This is a genomic window from Rhodococcus sp. AD45-ID (assembly GCF_003023755.1).
In the GTDB taxonomy this organism is placed as follows: Bacteria; Actinomycetota; Actinomycetes; order Mycobacteriales; family Mycobacteriaceae; genus Rhodococcus_F; species Rhodococcus_F globerula.
This window is the reverse complement of the sequence record NZ_PYHL01000001.1, coordinates 2,754,115-2,772,371: the sequence shown is the minus strand read 5'-3', so window position 1 is coordinate 2,772,371 and position 18,257 is coordinate 2,754,115. Positions and strand designations below refer to the sequence as shown.

Here is an 18,257-nt window from a genome sequence, read left to right as displayed (position 1 = left end):
TGCACGAAATGCCAGTTTCATCAATGAATTTCGAATCTCGAAATTGCACGGCTGGAGAGCCGCACATGTAGTCGAGGCCACCCAAGCTCGCTCGCACACACGTGACCAGGTAATCAACGTCGTTGCATGGCCTTTCACAAAGAAATGCGTGTTTCCGGACTGGAATATTTCACCCTCCGCTTCACCCTACGTTTCACCCTCGGCTTCAGTGGGGTAGTACGAGAAATTGGCGATCCAGAGAGCAGCAGCTGCTTTCAGCTTCTCCAGCGACACCTAGGCTTGAAGAATTACACTGAGCAAGTTCGTCATTCGCACACAATCGCCTTCCGTTTCCCTCAGAGCTGGACGTTCAATCGCAGCGGGGCTGCCCGACGCCGACCCCGGCGAAATGCGCTGTCAAACAGGCGCTGTCAAGTTGTTTGGGATGCAGCAGTTTTCGGGAATAGCAGGCAATCACCCGGAGCGATCGGTCAAGCAGCGACGTTCAGTTCGGTAGCCTGATTCCATATTTGGAATCGAGCGGCTATCTCGGTGCGGTGGTCGGTGGCGGTCATACGGTGACGGGGCGAGTGGAAGTGTTGGGAGATCCGGCTGAAAACGGCGAGGAATCGTTGGGCTGAGCTGAGAGTGCGAAACCCTTTCATGGTGCGTTCGCGTTGCCGGGTCAGTTGATGGGAGTTCTCGCACCGATTGGTCAAATATTTGTTCTGCCGGTGCTCAGTTGGCGGCATCGTATTCGGGGTACTTGCGGGCAGAATCTTCGAGGAGAACAGATTGGCTGAAAATCGAGCTGGCTCCTTGGCTGTTCTCGGAAAACCGGGAACAGCTCACCGTGAGGGGCGAGCTGTTCCCAGGGTTGGATTTCGTCAGTCGGCTAGGAACTTCAGGACTTCGGGGACGAAGGTCTCGTGGTACTGGAAGATGCCGCCGTGCCCTGAGTTGGGGTAGATCGTGATTTTGGAGTTGGGCAGGCGCCTGGCCAGGTCCTCGGAGTGCTCGCTGGCGACCATGAGGTCGTTGTCGCCGTTGGCGACGAAGACCGGCGCGGTGATCTTCGAGAGGTCGTCCGGTGCGTGGAGTCCGCCGGTGGTGATGGCTCGGAGCTGCGCGATGCGGGCCTGGTTCGAGATCGGCTTGTCGCGGTCGGTGGTTCGTTCGGCGAGGCGGTCGAAGTAGGCGTTTGCGGCTTTCTTGCCCTCCGCGTTGCGGGGGAAGAAGAGGAAGTGGCGGGCGTCCTTGCGGGCCAGCGCCGCCTTGGCGTAGGCGCCGCCGACAATGAACGGCATCTTCCAGATTCCGCCGCCGCCGCGTGGTCCCGTTCCGGCAACGACCATGCGGCGTACGAGGTCGGGTGCCTGTAGGGCGATCATCTGAGCTACGGCTCCGCCCACGGAGAAGCCGAAGAGGTCGACTTTCTCGTGGCCGAGCGCCCGGATGAAGGCGATAGCGTCGGCGCCCATCTGCTCGAGGTCGGCTGGCACCTTGGAGTTGGTGCCGCCGACGCCTCTGTTGTCGAAGGCGATGACGCGGTGCTGAGCGGCGATGCCGTCGATGACGCGGGGATCCCAGTCGTCGAGGACTGCGGTGAAATGGTGCAGGAAGACCACTGGTACTTCGGAGTCGGCGCCGAGTTCGCGGTAGACGTAACGTACTCCGTCCACGTTGATGTTGCTGGTCGGCACGTCTTTCCAGGTGGTCATGAGATCTTCTTCCGTGATGTGGTTGTGGTGGAGCTCTGCTGGTGGGGTCCGCGCTGGTCAAGGCGAGCCAGGACGCCGAGCACCGACGAGATCAGGACGACCTGCCCGTGGTGGGCCGGTACCTGTCTTGGCGCCGTTCCTGCGTTCAGTGTGAGAGGAACTCGACGGCGGAGGGGGCGAACTTGTCGTGGAATTGGAATATGCCGCCGTGCCCGGAATCGGGGTAGATGATCAGTTCGCTTCCGGGGATTCGGCGGTGCAGGTCGTCGGAGAGGATTGTGGGCACCATGCGGTCGTGATCCCCGTTGGCGATCAAGGTGGGCGCGCTGATCGCCGACAGATCTACCGGTGTGGAGCGTCCCCATCGTTTGATGGCTTTGAGTTGGGTTCGGAATGCCTTGACCGAGACGGATGTATCGCGGTCTTCGGTCCGCTCTTCGAGTCGTTTGACGAAGGCAGCAGCGGCGCGTTTGCCGGTGGTGTTGCGGTTGAAGAACAGGAATTCCTTCGGGTCGGACCGCGTCAGAGTAGCTCGCAGCAGGTCGTAATAGGTTGTGCCGGCGACCTTGTCGATGTCTTTACCGCCTGCGGGGCCGGTGCCGGTGAGGATCAGACGGCGGACAAGTTCGGGGTGTTGGATCGTAAGTTCCTGGGCAACCATTCCGCCGAGAGAAAAGGAGAAGATGTCTACCTTTTCGAAGCCCAGAGCGTTGATGAAGGTGACGGCGTCATCGGCCATGGCCTCGATACTGTCGGGAACTTTTCCGGTGGAGGCACCGACGCCACGATTGTCGAAGGCGATGACGTGGTGGTCCTTCGCGATGGCATCAGCGATGCGCGGATCCCAGTTGTCGAGGTTCGCGGCGAGGTGTACGAAGAAGACGACGGGGATTCCGCCCTTCGGTCCGAGTTCGCGATAGGCGTAGGTTACGTCGCCGGCGGTGACGGTTCGGGTGCGCGCCTTCGCGTAGGACGTGATTACGGGGCCGTTGTCGGTACTCATCGCGAGGTTCCGGTTTCGGTGGTGGTTTCGTTGCGTCGGGTGTTACTGATGACAGCTTTGCCTCGGATCCCGCCCTTGCTCAGTGCCTGGAGCGCCTGCGGGGTCTGGTGGAACGGGAAGACCTGTCCGACGACAGGGCGGAGCACGCCGTCGTCGACGAGCCCTGTGATGCGGCGGAGTTGGTCACCGCTAGCGTGCATGAAGAGAAACTCGTAGCTCACACCGAGCTTGCGGGCCCGACGGCGGACGCCAAAGCTGAGGCCGGTGATCGCCAGGCGCAGTAGCGGATTGAGGCCGCTCTCGCGGGCGAAAGCCGGGTCCGGGGGGCCGGAGATTCCGATCGCCTTGCCGCCGCGCCGCAGCACACGCAGCGACTTTTCGAGGTTCTCCCCGCCGAGGCTATCGAGCACGAGGTCGTAGTCGTGCAAGACCTGCTCGAAGTCCTGACTGCGATAGTCGATGACGACGTCAGCGCCGAGGCCGCGGACGAAGTCCGCGTTGGCGGCGCTTGCTGTGGTCGCCACAGTTGCGCCGAGATGTTTGGCGACTTGTATCGCGATGGATCCGACACCACCGGCGCCGGCGTGGATGAGAACTTTCTGTCCGGGCTGGACGTTGCCGCGCTCGACCAGTGCCTGCCATGCGGTTAACGCGACCAGAGGCAATGAAGCTGCTTCCTCGATGCTGATTGATGCCGGTTTGAGGGCAAGATCGGCCTCTGCGACTGCGATGCGCTCCGCGAACGTCCCGATGCGATCCTTGTCGGGGCGGGCGTAGACCTCGTCGCCGGGTTTGAAGGACCGCACTTTCGCGCCGACCTCAATGACAACACCGGCGAGATCGTTGCCGAGGATCAACGGAAGCGTATATGGGAGTATCTGTTTGAATTCGCCGGCACGAATCTTCTCGTCGAGTTGGTTCAGCCCGGCCGCGTCCACTCGCACGAGTACGTCATGCTGACCGACTACCGGCTCTGGGACGTCGGATTCTTGCAGTGGCCCTTTGTATTTGGTGACGACAAACGCTTTCATGGCGTTGATCCTTCTGCTGTGGGGACAGGTAGCCAGCGAGGCGTCGCGGTCATCTCTGTTCCGCGACGCCTCCGCTGGCTGTTCAGGCTTCGGTGGCCTTGAGCTGGGGGTAGAGCGCTTCGATGGGTGCGCTGAGTCCCGACTTGACCTGAGCGGAGGCTTCGTCGGCAAGGACTTCGTACTCGCCGGACTCGACTGCGTCGAACACAGTGCGCACAAGATCCGCGGGCTGTGTCTTGGGATCAGTGGAGTTCGCAGCCATGGGGGTGTCGACGTAGCCGACGTGTACCCCGACGACATGCACACCCGCAGGTGCGAGTTCGAGTCGCAGGGAATTGGTCGCCGACCACAAAGCTGCCTTGGTGGCGCTGTAAATGCCGGCGACGGCGTACCAGCTCAGTAGCGAGTGGATATCGATGATGACCGACTCGTCCTTGGCAGCAAGGACCGGGGCAAAAGCGCGGGCAAGGAAGAGGGGGCCGAGGAAGTTGGTCTCGACGTTGGTGCGGATCTCGTCATCGGTGTGGGTGAGGATGCCTGGGCTGGACGGCGAGGCGCCGGCGTTGTTGATCAGAACGGTCACGTCCGGTGCGGCGGCGACGGCGGCCTGGATGGACGAGGGATCGGTGACGTCGAGGGTGACGGGGACGATCCGCTCGTCATCCCATGTACGAGGTGTGCGCGCGGTGGCGTAAACCTTCGACGCGCCGCGGGCAAGAGCTTCGCGGACGAAGTGAGTGCCGATGCCGCCGTTCGCTCCGGTGACGAGGACGACGGATCCGTTGAGTGAAGGCATGTCAGGCTCTTTCTGTTGCGAGGATGGTGGTCAGACGCGCGCGAGTGTCGGGTAGTCGGTGTACCCCGTTTCGCCACCGCCGTAGAGCGTGGTCGGGTCCACATCGTTGAGCGGGGCATCGTTGCGCAGGCGTTCGACGACGTCGGGGTTTGCCAGCGCGAACTGTCCCAGTGGCGCGATATCGGCCAGGTCGGCGTCGATGTCGTCGGCGATCTGCTCCCGCGTGCGTCCGTAGCGCACCACGAGTACCGCAGTCGGCCACACATCGCGGAAAGAGCGGAGCAATTCGTCGTCACCGACATGGTGGACGTGAAGATAGGCAAGGTTCAGCGCCGCGAGTTCCCCGACCAGGTGCGTGTACTGGGTTCGAACGCTTTCGATATCACCCTCGTTGATCCCGCCCAACGGCATCGACGGCGACAGTCGGATTCCCACCCGGTCGGCTCCGATCTCCTCGGCCACCGCGGCGGCGACCTCGATCACGAAGCGCGACCGGTTTTCCACCGATCCGCCGTACTGATCAGCGCGGTGGTTCGAGTTCGGCGAGAGGAATTGGTGCAGCAAGTAGCCGTTGGCGCCGTGAATTTCCACGCCGTCGGCGCCGGCCGCGATGGCGGAGGCGGCGGCGTGGCGGAAATCGGCGATCGTGGTCTCGATGTCCGAGATACTCAGCTCTCGCGGCACCGGAGTTTTCTGGGGACCTGTTGCGGTGAACATGTCCTGATCGGCAGAGATGGCCGACGGCGCTACCGGCTGGCGGTGGTGTGTTGTGTTGTCGGGGTGCGACATCCGGCCAACGTGCATCAGCTGGATGAACAGCGCCCCGCCTTCGGCATGGACCGTGTCAGCGACATTCGACCAGCCCTCGATATGTGCCGGGGTGTAAATCCCCGGCGTGTTCGGGTAACCCTGGCCGTCGTCGGAGGGCTGTGTGCCCTCGGTGATGACCAGTCCGAGCGAGGCGCGCTGGCCGTAGTAGGTCGCTACGAGCGGGCCCGGGGTGCCGTCCGGATTTGCCCGGTTGCGGGTCATCGGCGCCAAGGCGAGTCTGTGCGGAAGTTCGACGCGTCCGAGGGTGAACGGCTGCCAGAGTGAAGGTGAGGTCATGAGTTGGGTGTTCCTTAGGTTGATCGGCCGGTCAGGTAGGTCACCGGCGCGAAGCAGATGTGACTTCTCGTGGGACGATCGAGATGAACACCTGAACCGCATCAATAGTGACTCTACTCAGAACTGAATGTACTCATAATTTATTCCGAAGGATATCCGTCATGTCATCCGTTCCCCAGCCAGCCGGACGGCGCGAGCGAAACAAGCAGCAGAAACTCGACCGCATCACAGCCGCTGCCAGCGAACTCTTCGCCGAGTACGGCGTCGACGAGGTCACCACCCAACAGATCGCCGAGAAAGCCGACGTCGGGACAGGGACGGTGTTCCTGTATGCCAAGACGAAGGGCGAATTGCTCCTACTTGTGCAGAACGCGAACTACAGCGGCGCACTCGAGCGGGGTCGTACAGATGCCGAAAACATCCCCGACGTACTCGAGGCGGTGATGGCGATCGTCCGACCGATCGTGCGATGCAACCGCACCCAGATCGACAACGGGCGCACCTACTTGCGAGAGATGGTCTTCGGCAACCCCGACGAACCGCACCACGCGGAAGCGCTCAACATCGTCGGCCAGACCGAGGAAGCCATCGCAGGCGTGCTGCGCCGAGGCGGACGGGTCGGTGAAGCCGATGCCGCGACGCTGGCGCACGTCGTCTCGGCGATCATGTTTCTTGCGATGGCGGCAACGATCAATATGGCTCGTGGTGTCGATGAGATCGAGGAGGACATCAGGGGCCAGGTGGCCGCTCTCCTGCCGCATTGATCGCAAAGCCGACCCCGCGGAGTCTGTCTTGCTGTCGGTGACGACGCCGTCGGAGGTGTCCGTCGGTCTGGTCGACCTTGTGGCCCAAGGGCGGTGGGACTTGTCAGGGATCGGCCAAGTGTTGTATTGGCGCAGGATCAGACTGCGCCTTCTCGACATTCACTCGATAAGTGGTACTTCCAGTGCGACGAGGACCAATTGCGCGCGGGTCAGTTCGAGAAACGCCGAACTGCTCGGAGTCGGACCGGCGACGTAGAGATCAGCCGCGTCTTTCAGTTCCTCCAGCGATAGCTCGACTTGCTGAATTGCGCTGAGTAAGTTTGTTATTCGCACGACATCGCCTTCCATTGCTTCCTCCTGGATGCGCAGTGGCTCTCGCCCGTCGACCTAGTGGGGGAGAGTGAACGAGTTTCCAGGGGGCGGCTACGTGCCGCCCCCCACGAAACATCGTGTCAATCAAGACTTGTCACGGAACCAGTACAGCTGTGGGCTGTGAATTTCCTTCGGACTTCGCGTCGGGGTGCTCGTCGAGTGCGCGGCCCTCGATATCGAGGTCGGGGATGATCTTGTCGAGCCAGCGCGGGAGCCACCATGCGCTCTTGCCCAGCAGCGCAAGCATCGCGGGCATCAAGATCATACGCACGATGAATGCGTCCGCGAGGACTCCGACGACAAGCCCGAATGCGATCGACGCCGCGACTGCCATGGTGCTGGTGGCAAAACCGGCGAACACGAACACCATGATCGCAGCTGCCGCAACGAGAACCGGTCCGGATGTCTTGAAGCCGGATATCACCGCGTCCTTGGGTGACATCCCGCGGCTGTGCATTTCCTGGATGCGGGAGACCAGGAACACCTGGTAGTCCATGGCCAGCCCGAACAGCACCCCCACGAGGATGATCGGCAGGACGCTGAGCATCGGATCACCTTGCGGTGCAGGGATGATCGCATCCAACCAGCCCCACTGGAACACTGCGACGCTGCCGCCGAAGGCGGCGCCGACCGAGAGCAAGTATCCGAGTGTGGCGATCAACGGTACGAGTAGGGATCGGAACATGATGGTCAGGAGTACGAAGGACAGAAGGACGATCACCACGACGTATTTGATCAACGCTTGGTGCAGTGCGGCGTCCATGTCGATGCCGATTGCGGTCTCACCGGTCACTTCGAGGTGAACACCAGGCGCCATGTCTGCCCGGTCCCGAATGTTGTCGACCAGGTTCTCGGTGCTCTCGTCGATAGGGCCACCCGTCGGCACGAGGTGGAACAATGCCGCGGTTCCGTCTTCACTGAGCACGCCAGGATCAACACTCTGTACACCGTCGAGGTTGGTGAGTTGCTCTTGCACCGCAGCGGTATTCGTTGCGTTGTCGCCTTCGGCGATCACCATCAGCGGACTTTGGATGCCGCCGAATTCTTCGACGATCAGATCGTAGGCGTGACGCTGCGTAGACGAAGGATCAAGGCCACCGGGAACGTTCTGCGCGGTTTTCATCCCGAGCAGCGGAATGGCCACGATCAGTAGGGCACCGATGCCGGCGACGATCGAGAACACCGGACGCCGCACCAGGAATCCGACCCATGCTGCGAAAAATGCGTTACTACTGCGCTTTTCGTCAGCAGCATGTGACGCGACGGCAGGCACAGCTGCGACAACGTGGCGTTCCTTGCGCGGCAGCGCCCGCAGGCCGAGCGTGCGCATCAGCACCGGCAACAGGGTCAGCGACATCAGTACTGCGACAAGAACTCCGAATGCACCACCCATGCCCATGTCGGTGATGAAGCTGATCCCGACCACGCGCAGGCCGGCCAATGCGATGATGACGGTCAGGCCGGCAAACACGACTGCGGTTCCGGCCGTGCCGACTGCCTTGCCGACGGACTTCTCGACGCTGTGACCATCGCGTAGTTCGGCGCGGAATCTTGTGAGGATGAACAGGCTGTAGTCGATACCTACTGCCAAGCCGAGCATGGTGCCCAAGGTGATGGTGGTCGGTTCGATCGGGCTGATGGTGCCGTAGGCCAGGACCCCGAGGGTGCCGACGGCGACGCCGCTGAGCGCAACGAGCATGTTCGCGCCCGCGGCAAGAAGGGAACCGAAGGTGAGAAACAGAACGACGAATGCCACAAGGACGCCGGCAATTTCGCCGATGCCGCCTACCGAGGTCGCGGGTTCGAAGAGTTGCCCACCGACCTCTGCCACCAGGGTGTTCGGAGCGGTGTCCGCGACTGCCAAAATGGCGTCATATGCGGCATGTTGCTGATCTTCGTCCATCGCAGCGAAAATGACAGTCGAGACGGCGGTCGTCATGTCCGCTGAAACGAATGGGTTCGACGAGTCGAACGGGTCGCTGACTGTGACGACATCCGCGACAGTCGATGCAGAGTCGAGTAGACCGTCGATCTGAGTGCGCACATCGGTATCCGTCACGCTCGCGCCGCCGGTTGTCTGCATCACCAACTGCACAGTGCCCGGAGCTCTTTCGGGCTGGCCGGTGGACGGGAACTTCTGGTTCATCACCTCCATGGCCTGTGAAGCCCGGGTATCGGGAATCGACGCCGACGCGCTCTCCTCCGACGACCCACCCGAGACCAATACGCCCGCCAGCGCAAAAGCGCGAGTAGCCACGCGAGGACGACAAGAAGTCGGTGGCGGGCGCTGAATCGCCCTATCCACGCTAATACGAGGGGCATGATTCTCCTGACAAGAAAGTGAAAACAGTTCGCACACAACAACTCATGCGAAGAGGACTGTTTCAGTTTCCCTGGGAAACGGCCCAACGTCGTCGTCCATCGAGACCGAAAAAACTACTGCAAATGAAGTACACCGGCCGGGGCAGGCAGCCCAAACACGCGATCAGGCGATCAACCCAGCCTGATAGGCAAATACAATCAACTGGGCACGATCCCGGGCGCCCACCTTGATCATCGCGCGGCCCGCATGAGTCTTCACGGTGAACGGAGACAGGAACATGTCGGACGCAATCTCGGTGTTGCTCTTGCCTGCAGCTGCGGCGATTACCACCTCGCGCTCACGAGGAGTCAGCGCAGAGAACCGAGCAGCCAGCGCCGCGTCCACTGTGCGCACTGGTTGTTCGGAGACTCGGCTGATTACCGATGCTGCAGCCGAACCCGACAGTGCGCCACCACCACTGGCTACTGCTTCGATACCAGTGGCTAGTTCGGTGGGACTGACGGCTTTGCTCAGGAACCCGTTAGCACCGGCCTGCAGTGCTGTCAGTACGGTCGCATCGTGATCGAAGGTTGTCAGGACGATAATTTTCACGGTCTCTGCCGGCGCGAACTCACGTATGCGTCGAATCGTTTCCACGCCGTCGATGCCCGGCATACGAATATCCATCAATATGACGTCGATCCGGTCGGTCCTCGCCACTTCGACTGCCTGGTACCCGTCGGCGACATCCGTCACGACCTCGATACGGTCGTTTCCGGCGAGGATGGCACGCAGCCCTTGGCGAATCATTTCCTGGTCGTCGACAATCATTACCCGTATCACCGGATCGACCTCCCTTGGGTGGGTATGGTCGCTTTCACTGTGAACATCGTTTCGTCGCCTCCGATATCGAGCACACCACCGGCAGATGTCGCACGCTCACGCATCCCCACCAAACCGTAGCCTTCTCCCAGTCGATTTCTCGATCCGGCACTGCCTCGCCGGTTGGCTACCTCGACGACGATGGAACCGCCTGCGGATCTGAGCGTCAGGTCGACCTCACTGTCTCCGTGCCGATGCGCGTTGGTCAAGGCTTCCTGCACGATCCGATAGGTTGCCGCGTCGACAGTTGGATCCAACTTATCTGCAACTGTGTCGATTTCGGCATTGACCTTCAACCCGATCCGTCGGTAGGAATCGATCAGTCCGGAAATCTGATCGACACCCGGAACGGGTTGGGTCTGATCCTCGATGGGGCTCGAATCACCGCGCAATATATTCAGAATACTTTGAGTCTCGTTGAGTACCGCTGAAACGCCGACGCGGGCCGCGTCGAGCGCCTGCCGAGATCGTTCCGAATCCGGAGGCAGATTCACCTCCGCCACACCAAGATTCATGCTCACTACGGCAACTTCATGTCCGACCATGTCGTGGAGATCGCGCGCGATCCGCAAACGTTCTTCTGCGACACGCCGATTCGTTTCACTCTCACGCGTGGCAATCGCATCCAGTGCCCGTTCCTCGAGTGCCTTCCAGTAGCGCTCTCGGTTGCGGAGAGCGTTTCCTGCGGCGGCTGCTGCTATCGCGGAAGCGAATCCCGCAACAGCGGCAGAGTCGAGAAGTCCGGCGGAATCGGCGTACACGGAAGCTGCGTAGGCCACGAAGCCTGCGACCAGGCCGGTGCCCAGCCCGGAGGTCCCACGCAGAGTCAGCGAAAAGACAGTGAAGACCGCAACAGTCCATGGCACCAAAGGATCCCAGAAGATTGCATCGATCACGGACCCTGCCAGTACAACAGTCAGACCAGCCCACGCATAGCGCCGCGATATGGCGACGCCGAGTGCAGTGACTGCGATGGCAACGTACCCACCGAGTGGTGCAGATTCGGCCACCATCCGAAATGCCTCGGTGCATACGGCGAGCATCGAGACCACCAGAGCTATCCGGTCCAGCGCCTCGACCTGCCGGAACCAGGGGCGCCGGATGAGGTTTTCGAATTCGAGCAAGGACATAGTCGCCATTCTCCTCCCCGCCCAGAGGGAGGCGTCGCGGAACGCGGCATCGTCGCTCGTCTGTGCTGGGGATTCGCAACGATCCGCCGCCGTGTGTCAGCGGTTGGTACGTCCTAGGTCCACGGGCAGTTGGATACCGGTGACGTGGCGGGCTTCGTTGGATGCGATCCAGGCAACAGCTGCCGCGATGTCTTCGGACTGGCTCACCTGGTCAGGGAGACTTCCCATGAACAGCAATCCGAGGTCCTGGCGCGTCTCCATCTTTTGATGCAGTTCGGGGACGGTGAGACCTGTGGCGACACCGTGGGGATGGACGGTGTTGACGCGAATTCGATACTTTGCCAGTTCGTTCGCCATCGTCTTCGCGAGACCTGTCACTCCGTGCTTGGCAGCTGCGTAGTCCGCAAGAAACGGTAGGCCCTGCAGTCCGGCGACCGAGCTGGTGAAGACGATCGCGCCGCCGGTCGCCTGTTCGATCAAGATCGGTACCGTCGCTTTGGCGGTGTAGAAGGCGCCGTGCAAGTTGTTGTCGATGGTGGCGTGCCAGTGATCCAGATCGATTTCCCAGGACAGGGATGCGGTGGTCATGCCTGCGTTGGCAACGACTACGTCGAGCCTGCCCAGTTCGCCGACTCCGTGTTCGACTGCGGCTGTGAGGGCATCGAAGTCGGTGATGTCGGTAATGCTTGTGACGATGCGCCGGCCGTGTTGTTCGACCAGCCGCACTGTTTCCGCGAGGTCTTCTGGTGTGGCACCGGCATATTCGGTAGTAGGTAAGTCTGCACAGATATCGAGGGCGATGATGTCTGCGCCTTCAGCGGCGAAGCGGACTGCTTCGGCGCGGCCTTGGCCGCGGGCGGCTCCGGTGATGAAGACGACCCTGCCTTCGTAGCGCCGGGCATTGGGTGCGTCGGGGATCGGCGCTTCGGGTATCTCGGCGGTCATGGGGCACTCCTCGGGTGGGGTTGTCTGCACGCTGTACCGATGATGCCGCGGTTTTCCGAGGCGCGAATCGTCCAGATGGATCAACTTCGACTACTGCATTTGGAGTAGATGTGAACCCGTTGCGACGCTCCCAGCGAGGTCGGCGACCGAGTTGCCGTACCTCCCTCTTTCGCAACGCTCGTGAGAATGGTGTGCTGGATGAGTCACCTCCCGGTTTTTTGGACCGGAGCGGATCATCCAAGTGTTCAAGGAAGGCGCCATGACCACGATCCATCTTCACCAGACGACCACCGCGACGCCCGAGCAGGTCCTTGCCGGGCTGACCGACTTCGGCCCGGGGCGCGAGGAAATCTTCGGCCGCAGCGCAGACAACTACCTCAAAGTGCACCACGAAGGCCCCCACGATGCCGATGTCACGGAGGGCTCGGGCGGTATCTGGGAACGACTGCACTACGACTGGACTGACCCGCATCGCGTCGTGATGACGACCACCGACTCGAACTTGTGGGGTGGCGCGTCCGGCCACACCTACACTCTGACGCAGCAACCCACGGGTATCACCGATGTAGATGCAGTTGTGGTCCGCGACGGGAAGAACCTCAAGGGAAAGCTCCTGGCATCAGTACTCGGACTCTTCGGCTCTCAAGTGTTGGGTAAGTCGTTCAAGAAGTCTGTCGAGGCTATCGAAGCTCGGGGCGGCGGCGCGAACGGAGACGGTAAGTAGAGGCGCTAGAAGTGTGATCCTAAGGGCCGTATGAAGATTTGCAAGTTCGACGATTACTGCGAAGGTAGTGTTCGCGGCGTAAAACTTAAGTCTGTTTCGGGCCACTACACGGATCGGCGATCATTGACGGTATGGAGAACTCGAGCGCCGGCCGACGCGAAATCGTCCGAGAGTCGTATTCGGCCAGATCCCAGGAGTACACCGATCTCTTCGGATCGATAGATTCGACGCACCCATCCGATCGGGCTTTGGTGACCAGCTGGGCCGCCAGCCTGGCAGGTCCCGTGCTCGACGCTGGGTGCGGGCCTGGGCAGTGGACAGACTTCTTGGCCCAGTGCGGACTGGCTGTGAGCGGGATTGATCTGGTTCCTCAGTTCGTTGAACGCGCGCGTGCGCAGTTCCCAGATCTTTCCTTCGATATCGGGGGCTTCGAGGCATTGGACGCCGAGGCAGATTCTCTGGGGGGAGTGCTGTCCTGGTACTCACTCATCCACCACAATCCGCAAGATATCGAGGCGCCGCTCGCCGAGTTCGCGCGTGTGATTCGGCCGGGCGGTGGGTTGCTGGTTGGTTTCTTCGAAGGCGCAGCCGTAGAGCCTTTCGATCACGCGGCGACGACTGGCTATCGATGGCCGGTGGCCGAACTCAGCCGGGTTCTGGCTACAGCGGGCTTCGAAGTGGTCGAGACCCATACCCGAACTGGAAGCGGTTACCGACCCCACGGCGCAATTTCTGCCAGGCGGCGGAGCGGCGAGAACACGTAGACGCGCGAAGGGTGAAGCGAGGGTCCATGATGCCGCGAACGGCATCAGAAGACTGCCCGATCCAGTGGACGCGGAAGAGGATCGAGCGCCCCCGCGCCGCGGAGGCGCTCGTATGCTCTGACGACTGCATCGACATCACCGGCCGCCGCGATCCGCAACAGCACACCCCCATCCGGTAATGCGGCAATTTCTGCTCTCAGGCCATCGGGGATCGCGCCGGCGCGGGCGGCGGAAAGGTAGCCGACTCGGCCGATCACGGGATCGCCGACGCGATAATCGGACTCGTCTTCGAGAGCGTCGAGGATGTTGTCGTCGGTGACGTCTCCGAAATCCGGTTCCCATACAGCGGCGAGCATCCGAAGTAGTTCTGTCTCAGGAACTTCGGCGGTGTCCGGAGCAATGACAGCAAGAACCATCGACTGAAGAATAATCTCCGGTTCGCCACCGGCTAATCCAGATAACTCGAGTCCCCAATCGGGATCGCTACCGGATACGAGCCTCAATCCAATTCCCAGACGATCCGACCAGTCTTCGGCAGCCTGCGCGTTCTCTAGCAGCTGTGCCAACTGGTCGACGGTTACGGAAGTGGCAGGTCCGGAGGAATGGACCTGTTGCCACGATCCGTCGACCGACTCGGGCAACAGGAACTCGACTTGTTCCAAGGTTTGGCGCCACCGGGTGGCCACGGCTTGCACCGATTCCGGACGTAGTCCCCAGAAAACGCGAATAGCCCGTCGTGTCATCAATGCCTCCGGTAAGGATCGTCCATGGGCAGCCATATCCCGTCTTCGTGGATTCCGAGATCAGCGACGTCCCGGGTGAGAGCGTCGACGGCCGCGAGAACTGCAGGACGCGTTTCGTTCTCGCGATAAAGGAGCGACCACGTCCAGACTGCCGTGGGGGCAACCATCGGACGCGCAGTGAGATCGCTTGGCAGCGTGACGGTCTGGCCCTTGGGTGAGTTGACCACGGGGTGGCCGATGGCTCGGACGTGATCGAAGAATGCGGGGCCCGTGATACCGCCGTCGTTGATGCGCAGGATCCGCGCGCCGGTATCGCGGGCGAATTCCTCGGCGTAGACGTTCCACGAATACCAGGACGTAGTGTCGTCGTCGACGAGTACGACGACGTCCCGCGCTTGCACCGGTGTGGTTTCCGCACCGGCGGAGACCGCGTAGAGCCGATCCGCGCCGAGCAGTCTGGCGTTCAAACCGTGTTGGGCGACATCGGTTTTCCGCACCCAGGCGATCGCCAGGTCGAGGCTGCCGTCCGCCACCCGCGCGGCCTGCGCGTGCGAGGGCACCACCCAGGGGTCGACGTGCAGTTGCGCGACCCCCGAAGTGCGCGCGCTCAGATCCGTGGGGAGCCAATTGACGTAGCCGATGCGGACGGGCTCCGCTCCGGACAGACGCTCCGCGCGTCGACGCAGATTCTCGGCTCTCTCGAGTAGCGCGCGGACGTCGGGGAGCAGCGCCGAGCCGGTCGGCGTCAGAGCGACGGAACGGCGGTCGCGGACGAATAGCTTGACGCCGAGGTCGCGTTCGAGTGCCATGATCTGCTGCGACAATGACGGCCCGGCTATCAGTAGCCGCGCCGCGGCTCGGCCGAAGTGCAGTTCCTCGGCGACGACCTCGAAATATCTCAGCTGACGCAGTTCCACGGTCCTTGATGCTACGTGCGGTGGGAGGTTGTGCCTATCAGTCAGGAGCAAAGCGGTCGTGGCGGTCCGGCGCGGCCGGGGCACACGATAAGAACATGACCACAGTCCACAACGATGTCTTCCCGCGAGCGCACGCTGTCCAAGCTGCCGCTGCGCTGGCGGCGAGCATGGGAATCGGTCGATTCGTCTACACACCGATTCTGCCGTTGATGCACACGCAGGCCGGTCTGTCCGCCTCGCTCGGCGCCACCCTGGCCACAGCCAACTACGTCGGGTACCTCATCGGCGCGCTCGCGGGAATCCTCATTCCCGGCGTGGTGCGCTCGGCAGCGGTGATGCGTATGTCGTTGGTGGTTCTCATCGCGACTTTGGCGCTCATGCCCACTACCCACGACGGATCCATCTGGTTCGCCCTGCGGCTCGTCGCAGGCATTGCCAGTGCCCTCGTATTCATGATCGCCGTCAGCGCTTTGCACGCGCACCTTCGGGGGCAGTCCCAATTCCTGGCCGGATGGGGATTCGGCGGAGTTGGGTTGGGTATCGCCCTGTCCGGGGTCCTCGTGTTCGTCGTCCGCTTCGTCGGCACCTGGAGCACTGCCTGGCTGGCATCTGCTGCCCTGGCAGTGGTGTGTGCGGCCGTAGCCTGGGGGCTGACACCGGAACCGCGTCCGATCATCACACCGGACGCGCCGGGAACTCCCAGTCCCCAACGCTGGTTCACCGCCCTGTTCATCAGTTATTTCCTGGAAGGCATCGGCTACATCATCGCGGGCACGTTCCTTGTTGCCGCAATCGATCTCGCCGCTCCAGAATGGGTGGGCAGCGGTGCTTGGATAGTGGTCGGTCTGGCCGCATTTCCCTCGTGTGCCCTGTGGGCCTGGCTCAGCCTGCGTTGGTCGCGGCCGACCCTCCTACTCGCTGCCCTGTTGATTCAGGCGGTCGGCATAGCGCTGCCTGCTCTGATCGGCGGCGGCGGACCCGCGCTGATCTCCGCTTTTCTGTTCGGCGTGACCTTCCTCGGTATCGGGTCGATCGTGTTGGCCATCGGCGCGCACCTGCAGTTCCCACGCGCCGTGGCGTTGCTGACTGCTGGATACAGCGTCGGTCAGATTCTCGGTCCACTCGTCGTCACTCCGTTGCTGCGAGACGGGTACCGCGACGCACTGCTACTCGGTGCTGCCATCGTCCTGGCCGCTGCCTGTGCCGCCGCAGCATTGCGGTTCCGATTCCCCCATGATGTCGACGCGGCTCCCCGGAAAGTAACCCCGAATGAGGAGGCAGTTTTTGATGTCAGATGATGAAAACGGTCGGAGCGCTATCCGTCGTAGGAGTGGAGATGTTCGAATGAGTGCACTCACAACCGATCTCGATCTCGAGATCCCCATCATCGCGGCACCTATGGCCGGCGGTGCTTCCACACCGGCGCTCGTAGCTGCTGCTTCTCGGGCAGGCGGGCTCGGCTTCCTCGCCGCCGGGTACAAGACGCCTCAGGCTCTGTCCGACCAGATCGACGCCGTGCGCGCCGAGGGAGTGTCGTTCGGTGTCAACGTCTTTGCTCCCAACCCGGTGCCTGTCGACGTCGATGCCTACCGTGCCTATGCCAGGGCGATCCAGGTCGAGGCGGATCGCTATGGCATCACACTGGCTGACGGTGTGCCAGTCGAAGACGACGACTACTTCGAGGACAAGATCGATCTGCTCCTGGCCAGCCCGGTTCCGGTGGTCAGCTTCACCTTCGGCTTTCCCGCACCCGGCGTCATCAAGGCGCTGCGCATTGCCGGTTCACTTGTCGTCCTCACTGTGACTTCGGAGGCAGAGGCACTTCTTGCCGTCGACGCCGGTGCCGATCTGCTTGTCGTGCAATCTTCGGCTGCGGGCGGCCACTCCGGAACGCTCACTCCCCTGCAGGTTCCGGCCGAAACGCCGATCACCGAACTGATCGCACAAATCCGTCACCGCACGTCGGTTCCGCTATTGGCGGCAGGTGGACTGGCGACCTCAGCGGACGTCGCAGCGGCATTGCACGCCGGAGCAACGGCGGCAGTAGTCGGTACCGTCCTGCTGCGTACCGAGGAGAGCGGTGCTTCAGCTCCCCACAAGGCGGCCCTAGCCGACCCCTCCCGCGGAAACACCGTTTTCACAAGAGTTTTCACGGGTCGCCCCGCCCGGGCGCTTCGGAACGAATTCACCGATCGCTACGACGCGCAAGCACCCATCGGGTATCCGGCCATCCATCACCTGACCAACCCGATGCGCAAAGCCGCTGTTGCGCAGGCAGATCCCGAGCGCATGCACCTATGGGCCGGCACTGGTTATCGCCACGCGACGGAGGAACCAGCCGGGGTAGTGCTTTCGCGATTGGCTAACCTGTGACGGCGCGGACACCGGACATCACATTGCCCGAGGTGGTGACATACGACGGGCTGCCCAGTGGTGCACACTCGCTTCGAGTCAAGCGTTCTGATGATGCATTTCAGCGGCTGCAGACATTCCTGGAAGCCTGCACCGAACCAGTGTCGTTGCCGTCGTGGACGTTCGAGATCTACAAGGGTGGGCCATCCGAGCCGACCGCGCAGTTGTCATCGTTCGCTACCGAGCTCTTCGGTGGGCCCCGCTACAAAGCGCAAACCCATACCGAGTGGAACGTTCCACCCGGATCCGTCAACGAAGCGCTCGATGCCCTCGTTGGTTGCGATGCAGTCACAACCCACGGACGTTCTTTGGCGGCGCTGACCTACAGCACCCGCGTGCGCTTGATCGACCCGGACACCCGCGCTCCATACGCCGATATCACTCCGGACGCGTTCGGCCGCTTTGCCGTCGACGGATACGGCCGGCGTCTGGGGGAGTCGGGCATACGCGCAACCCTTGGCAACGCCGCATCCTCACTGTCTCTGTGGCTCAACCTGCCTGCAGACGAACGGTTGTCGTCCGGTGCTCGTCACCTACAAGACCATCTCCCGTTCCGGCTGTCCGCGAAACACTGGCGACTGTGGCGACCCACCCGTAGCGGAGACTCGTACCGTTCCAACAAGATTCCTTCGCCCATCCACTTGCACAATTCGTGACTCTCGCAC

At 62.0% G+C, this 18,257-nt stretch carries 19 protein-coding genes; 6 read left to right on the top strand and 13 right to left on the bottom strand.

All coding sequences use genetic code 11. From position 1 onward, the window contains the following. Positions 1-470 precede the first annotated feature (470 nt). The 6 genes from C7T36_RS12760 to C7T36_RS12735 all read right to left on the bottom strand — a co-directional run bounded on the left by C7T36_RS12760 (position 471) and on the right by C7T36_RS12735 (position 5,637). Entirely contained in the window at positions 471-731 is a 261-nt protein-coding gene (locus C7T36_RS12760) for a DDE-type integrase/transposase/recombinase (RefSeq protein ID WP_084702556.1), read from the bottom strand. Positions 732-866: 135 nt separating this feature from the next. Then, on the bottom strand, positions 867-1,700 hold the full coding sequence (locus C7T36_RS12755) for an alpha/beta fold hydrolase (protein WP_045065828.1): 834 nt from the start codon (positions 1,698-1,700) through the stop codon (positions 867-869). 145 nt (positions 1,701-1,845) lie between these two features. Beyond that, positions 1,846-2,703, bottom strand: a complete 858-nt coding sequence (locus tag C7T36_RS12750) for an alpha/beta fold hydrolase (RefSeq protein WP_045065825.1) — start codon at positions 2,701-2,703, stop codon at positions 1,846-1,848. Continuing rightward, entirely contained in the window at positions 2,700-3,734 is a 1,035-nt protein-coding gene (locus C7T36_RS12745; RefSeq protein WP_045065822.1) for an NADP-dependent oxidoreductase, read from the bottom strand. Before C7T36_RS12745 ends, C7T36_RS12750 begins: the two co-directional genes overlap by 4 nt. A gap of 82 nt (positions 3,735-3,816) precedes the next feature. Next, positions 3,817-4,530, bottom strand: a complete 714-nt coding sequence (locus C7T36_RS12740) for an SDR family oxidoreductase (protein ID WP_045065820.1) — start codon at positions 4,528-4,530, stop codon at positions 3,817-3,819. Positions 4,531-4,560: 30 nt separating this feature from the next. Then, entirely contained in the window at positions 4,561-5,637 is a 1,077-nt protein-coding gene (locus C7T36_RS12735) for an alkene reductase (RefSeq protein ID WP_045065818.1), read from the bottom strand. Between the two features lie 161 nt (positions 5,638-5,798). On the opposite strand from C7T36_RS12735, the gene C7T36_RS12730 reads away from it, so the two are divergent. Next, positions 5,799-6,401 (top strand): TetR/AcrR family transcriptional regulator, encoded by a 603-nt coding sequence (locus C7T36_RS12730; RefSeq protein WP_045065815.1) that lies wholly within the window; start codon positions 5,799-5,801, stop codon positions 6,399-6,401. 159 nt (positions 6,402-6,560) lie between these two features. Here the strand turns inward: C7T36_RS12730 and C7T36_RS30110 are convergent, their stop codons facing one another. From C7T36_RS30110 to C7T36_RS12705, 5 genes are all read right to left on the bottom strand, one after another. After that, a complete protein-coding gene (locus C7T36_RS30110) occupies positions 6,561-6,734 on the bottom strand; it encodes a hypothetical protein (RefSeq protein ID WP_162487728.1) in 174 nt (57 codons plus the stop codon). A gap of 133 nt (positions 6,735-6,867) precedes the next feature. Then, positions 6,868-9,030 (bottom strand): MMPL family transporter, encoded by a 2,163-nt coding sequence (locus C7T36_RS12720; protein WP_204368962.1) that lies wholly within the window; start codon positions 9,028-9,030, stop codon positions 6,868-6,870. Positions 9,031-9,258: 228 nt separating this feature from the next. Beyond that, positions 9,259-9,906, bottom strand: a complete 648-nt coding sequence (locus tag C7T36_RS12715; RefSeq protein ID WP_204368960.1) for a response regulator transcription factor — start codon at positions 9,904-9,906, stop codon at positions 9,259-9,261. Between the two features lie 8 nt (positions 9,907-9,914). Then, entirely contained in the window at positions 9,915-11,087 is a 1,173-nt protein-coding gene (locus C7T36_RS12710) for a sensor histidine kinase (RefSeq protein ID WP_052683436.1), read from the bottom strand. Positions 11,088-11,183: 96 nt separating this feature from the next. Then, entirely contained in the window at positions 11,184-12,032 is an 849-nt protein-coding gene (locus C7T36_RS12705) for a mycofactocin-coupled SDR family oxidoreductase (RefSeq protein ID WP_045065811.1), read from the bottom strand. A 259-nt stretch (positions 12,033-12,291) separates the two neighbouring features. On the opposite strand from C7T36_RS12705, the gene C7T36_RS12700 reads away from it, so the two are divergent. Together C7T36_RS12700 and C7T36_RS12695 are read left to right on the top strand one after the other, a co-directional pair. After that, entirely contained in the window at positions 12,292-12,756 is a 465-nt protein-coding gene (locus C7T36_RS12700; protein ID WP_033233906.1) for a hypothetical protein, read from the top strand. A gap of 131 nt (positions 12,757-12,887) precedes the next feature. Further along, positions 12,888-13,520 (top strand): class I SAM-dependent methyltransferase, encoded by a 633-nt coding sequence (locus tag C7T36_RS12695; protein WP_181317472.1) that lies wholly within the window; start codon positions 12,888-12,890, stop codon positions 13,518-13,520. Between the two features lie 44 nt (positions 13,521-13,564). On the opposite strand, the gene C7T36_RS12690 is transcribed toward C7T36_RS12695, so the two are convergent. Both C7T36_RS12690 and C7T36_RS12685 read right to left on the bottom strand, forming a co-directional pair. Beyond that, entirely contained in the window at positions 13,565-14,263 is a 699-nt protein-coding gene (locus tag C7T36_RS12690; RefSeq protein ID WP_045065807.1) for a hypothetical protein, read from the bottom strand. Then, the gene (locus C7T36_RS12685) at positions 14,263-15,180 is read right to left on the bottom strand and encodes a LysR family transcriptional regulator (protein WP_045065805.1); all 918 of its coding nucleotides are present in this window, start codon (positions 15,178-15,180) and stop codon (positions 14,263-14,265) included. Before C7T36_RS12685 ends, C7T36_RS12690 begins: the two co-directional genes overlap by 1 nt. A 95-nt stretch (positions 15,181-15,275) precedes the next feature. Between C7T36_RS12685 and C7T36_RS12680 the strand changes: the two genes are divergently transcribed. Genes C7T36_RS12680 through C7T36_RS12670 form a run of 3 tightly spaced genes read left to right on the top strand, consistent with a single transcriptional unit; the run spans position 15,276 to position 18,248 of the window. Beyond that, the gene (locus C7T36_RS12680) at positions 15,276-16,478 is read left to right on the top strand and encodes a YbfB/YjiJ family MFS transporter (RefSeq protein ID WP_052683431.1); all 1,203 of its coding nucleotides are present in this window, start codon (positions 15,276-15,278) and stop codon (positions 16,476-16,478) included. A gap of 46 nt (positions 16,479-16,524) precedes the next feature. Then, positions 16,525-17,553, top strand: coding sequence for a nitronate monooxygenase family protein (locus C7T36_RS12675; protein WP_045065802.1), 1,029 nt, complete (start codon positions 16,525-16,527; stop codon positions 17,551-17,553). Then, positions 17,550-18,248, top strand: coding sequence for a hypothetical protein (locus tag C7T36_RS12670; protein ID WP_045065799.1), 699 nt, complete (start codon positions 17,550-17,552; stop codon positions 18,246-18,248). The genes C7T36_RS12675 and C7T36_RS12670 overlap by 4 nt, the downstream gene beginning before the upstream one ends. The last annotated feature ends 9 nt before the right edge of the window (positions 18,249-18,257 follow it).

Bases quoted from the DNA above. Each gene is read 5' to 3' on its own strand.
- C7T36_RS12735 (WP_045065818.1), bottom strand. From the start codon at position 5,637: ATGACCTCACCTTCACTCTGGCAGCCGTTCACCCTCGGACGCGTCGAA.
- C7T36_RS12740 (WP_045065820.1), bottom strand. From the start codon at position 4,530: ATGCCTTCACTCAACGGATCCGTCGTCCTCGTCACCGGAGCGAACGGC.
- C7T36_RS12710 (WP_052683436.1), bottom strand. From the start codon at position 11,087: ATGTCCTTGCTCGAATTCGAAAACCTCATCCGGCGCCCCTGGTTCCGG.
- C7T36_RS12705 (WP_045065811.1), bottom strand. From the start codon at position 12,032: ATGACCGCCGAGATACCCGAAGCGCCGATCCCCGACGCACCCAATGCC.
- C7T36_RS12690 (WP_045065807.1), bottom strand. From the start codon at position 14,263: ATGACACGACGGGCTATTCGCGTTTTCTGGGGACTACGTCCGGAATCG.
- C7T36_RS12730 (WP_045065815.1), top strand. From the start codon at position 5,799: ATGTCATCCGTTCCCCAGCCAGCCGGACGGCGCGAGCGAAACAAGCAG.
- C7T36_RS12745 (WP_045065822.1), bottom strand. From the start codon at position 3,734: ATGAAAGCGTTTGTCGTCACCAAATACAAAGGGCCACTGCAAGAATCC.
- C7T36_RS12680 (WP_052683431.1), top strand. From the start codon at position 15,276: ATGACCACAGTCCACAACGATGTCTTCCCGCGAGCGCACGCTGTCCAA.
- C7T36_RS12715 (WP_204368960.1), bottom strand. From the start codon at position 9,906: ATGATTGTCGACGACCAGGAAATGATTCGCCAAGGGCTGCGTGCCATC.
- C7T36_RS12695 (WP_181317472.1), top strand. From the start codon at position 12,888: ATGGAGAACTCGAGCGCCGGCCGACGCGAAATCGTCCGAGAGTCGTAT.
- C7T36_RS12760 (WP_084702556.1), bottom strand. From the start codon at position 731: ATGCCGCCAACTGAGCACCGGCAGAACAAATATTTGACCAATCGGTGC.
- C7T36_RS12675 (WP_045065802.1), top strand. From the start codon at position 16,525: ATGAGTGCACTCACAACCGATCTCGATCTCGAGATCCCCATCATCGCG.
- C7T36_RS12750 (WP_045065825.1), bottom strand. From the start codon at position 2,703: ATGAGTACCGACAACGGCCCCGTAATCACGTCCTACGCGAAGGCGCGC.
- C7T36_RS12755 (WP_045065828.1), bottom strand. From the start codon at position 1,700: ATGACCACCTGGAAAGACGTGCCGACCAGCAACATCAACGTGGACGGA.
- C7T36_RS12700 (WP_033233906.1), top strand. From the start codon at position 12,292: ATGACCACGATCCATCTTCACCAGACGACCACCGCGACGCCCGAGCAG.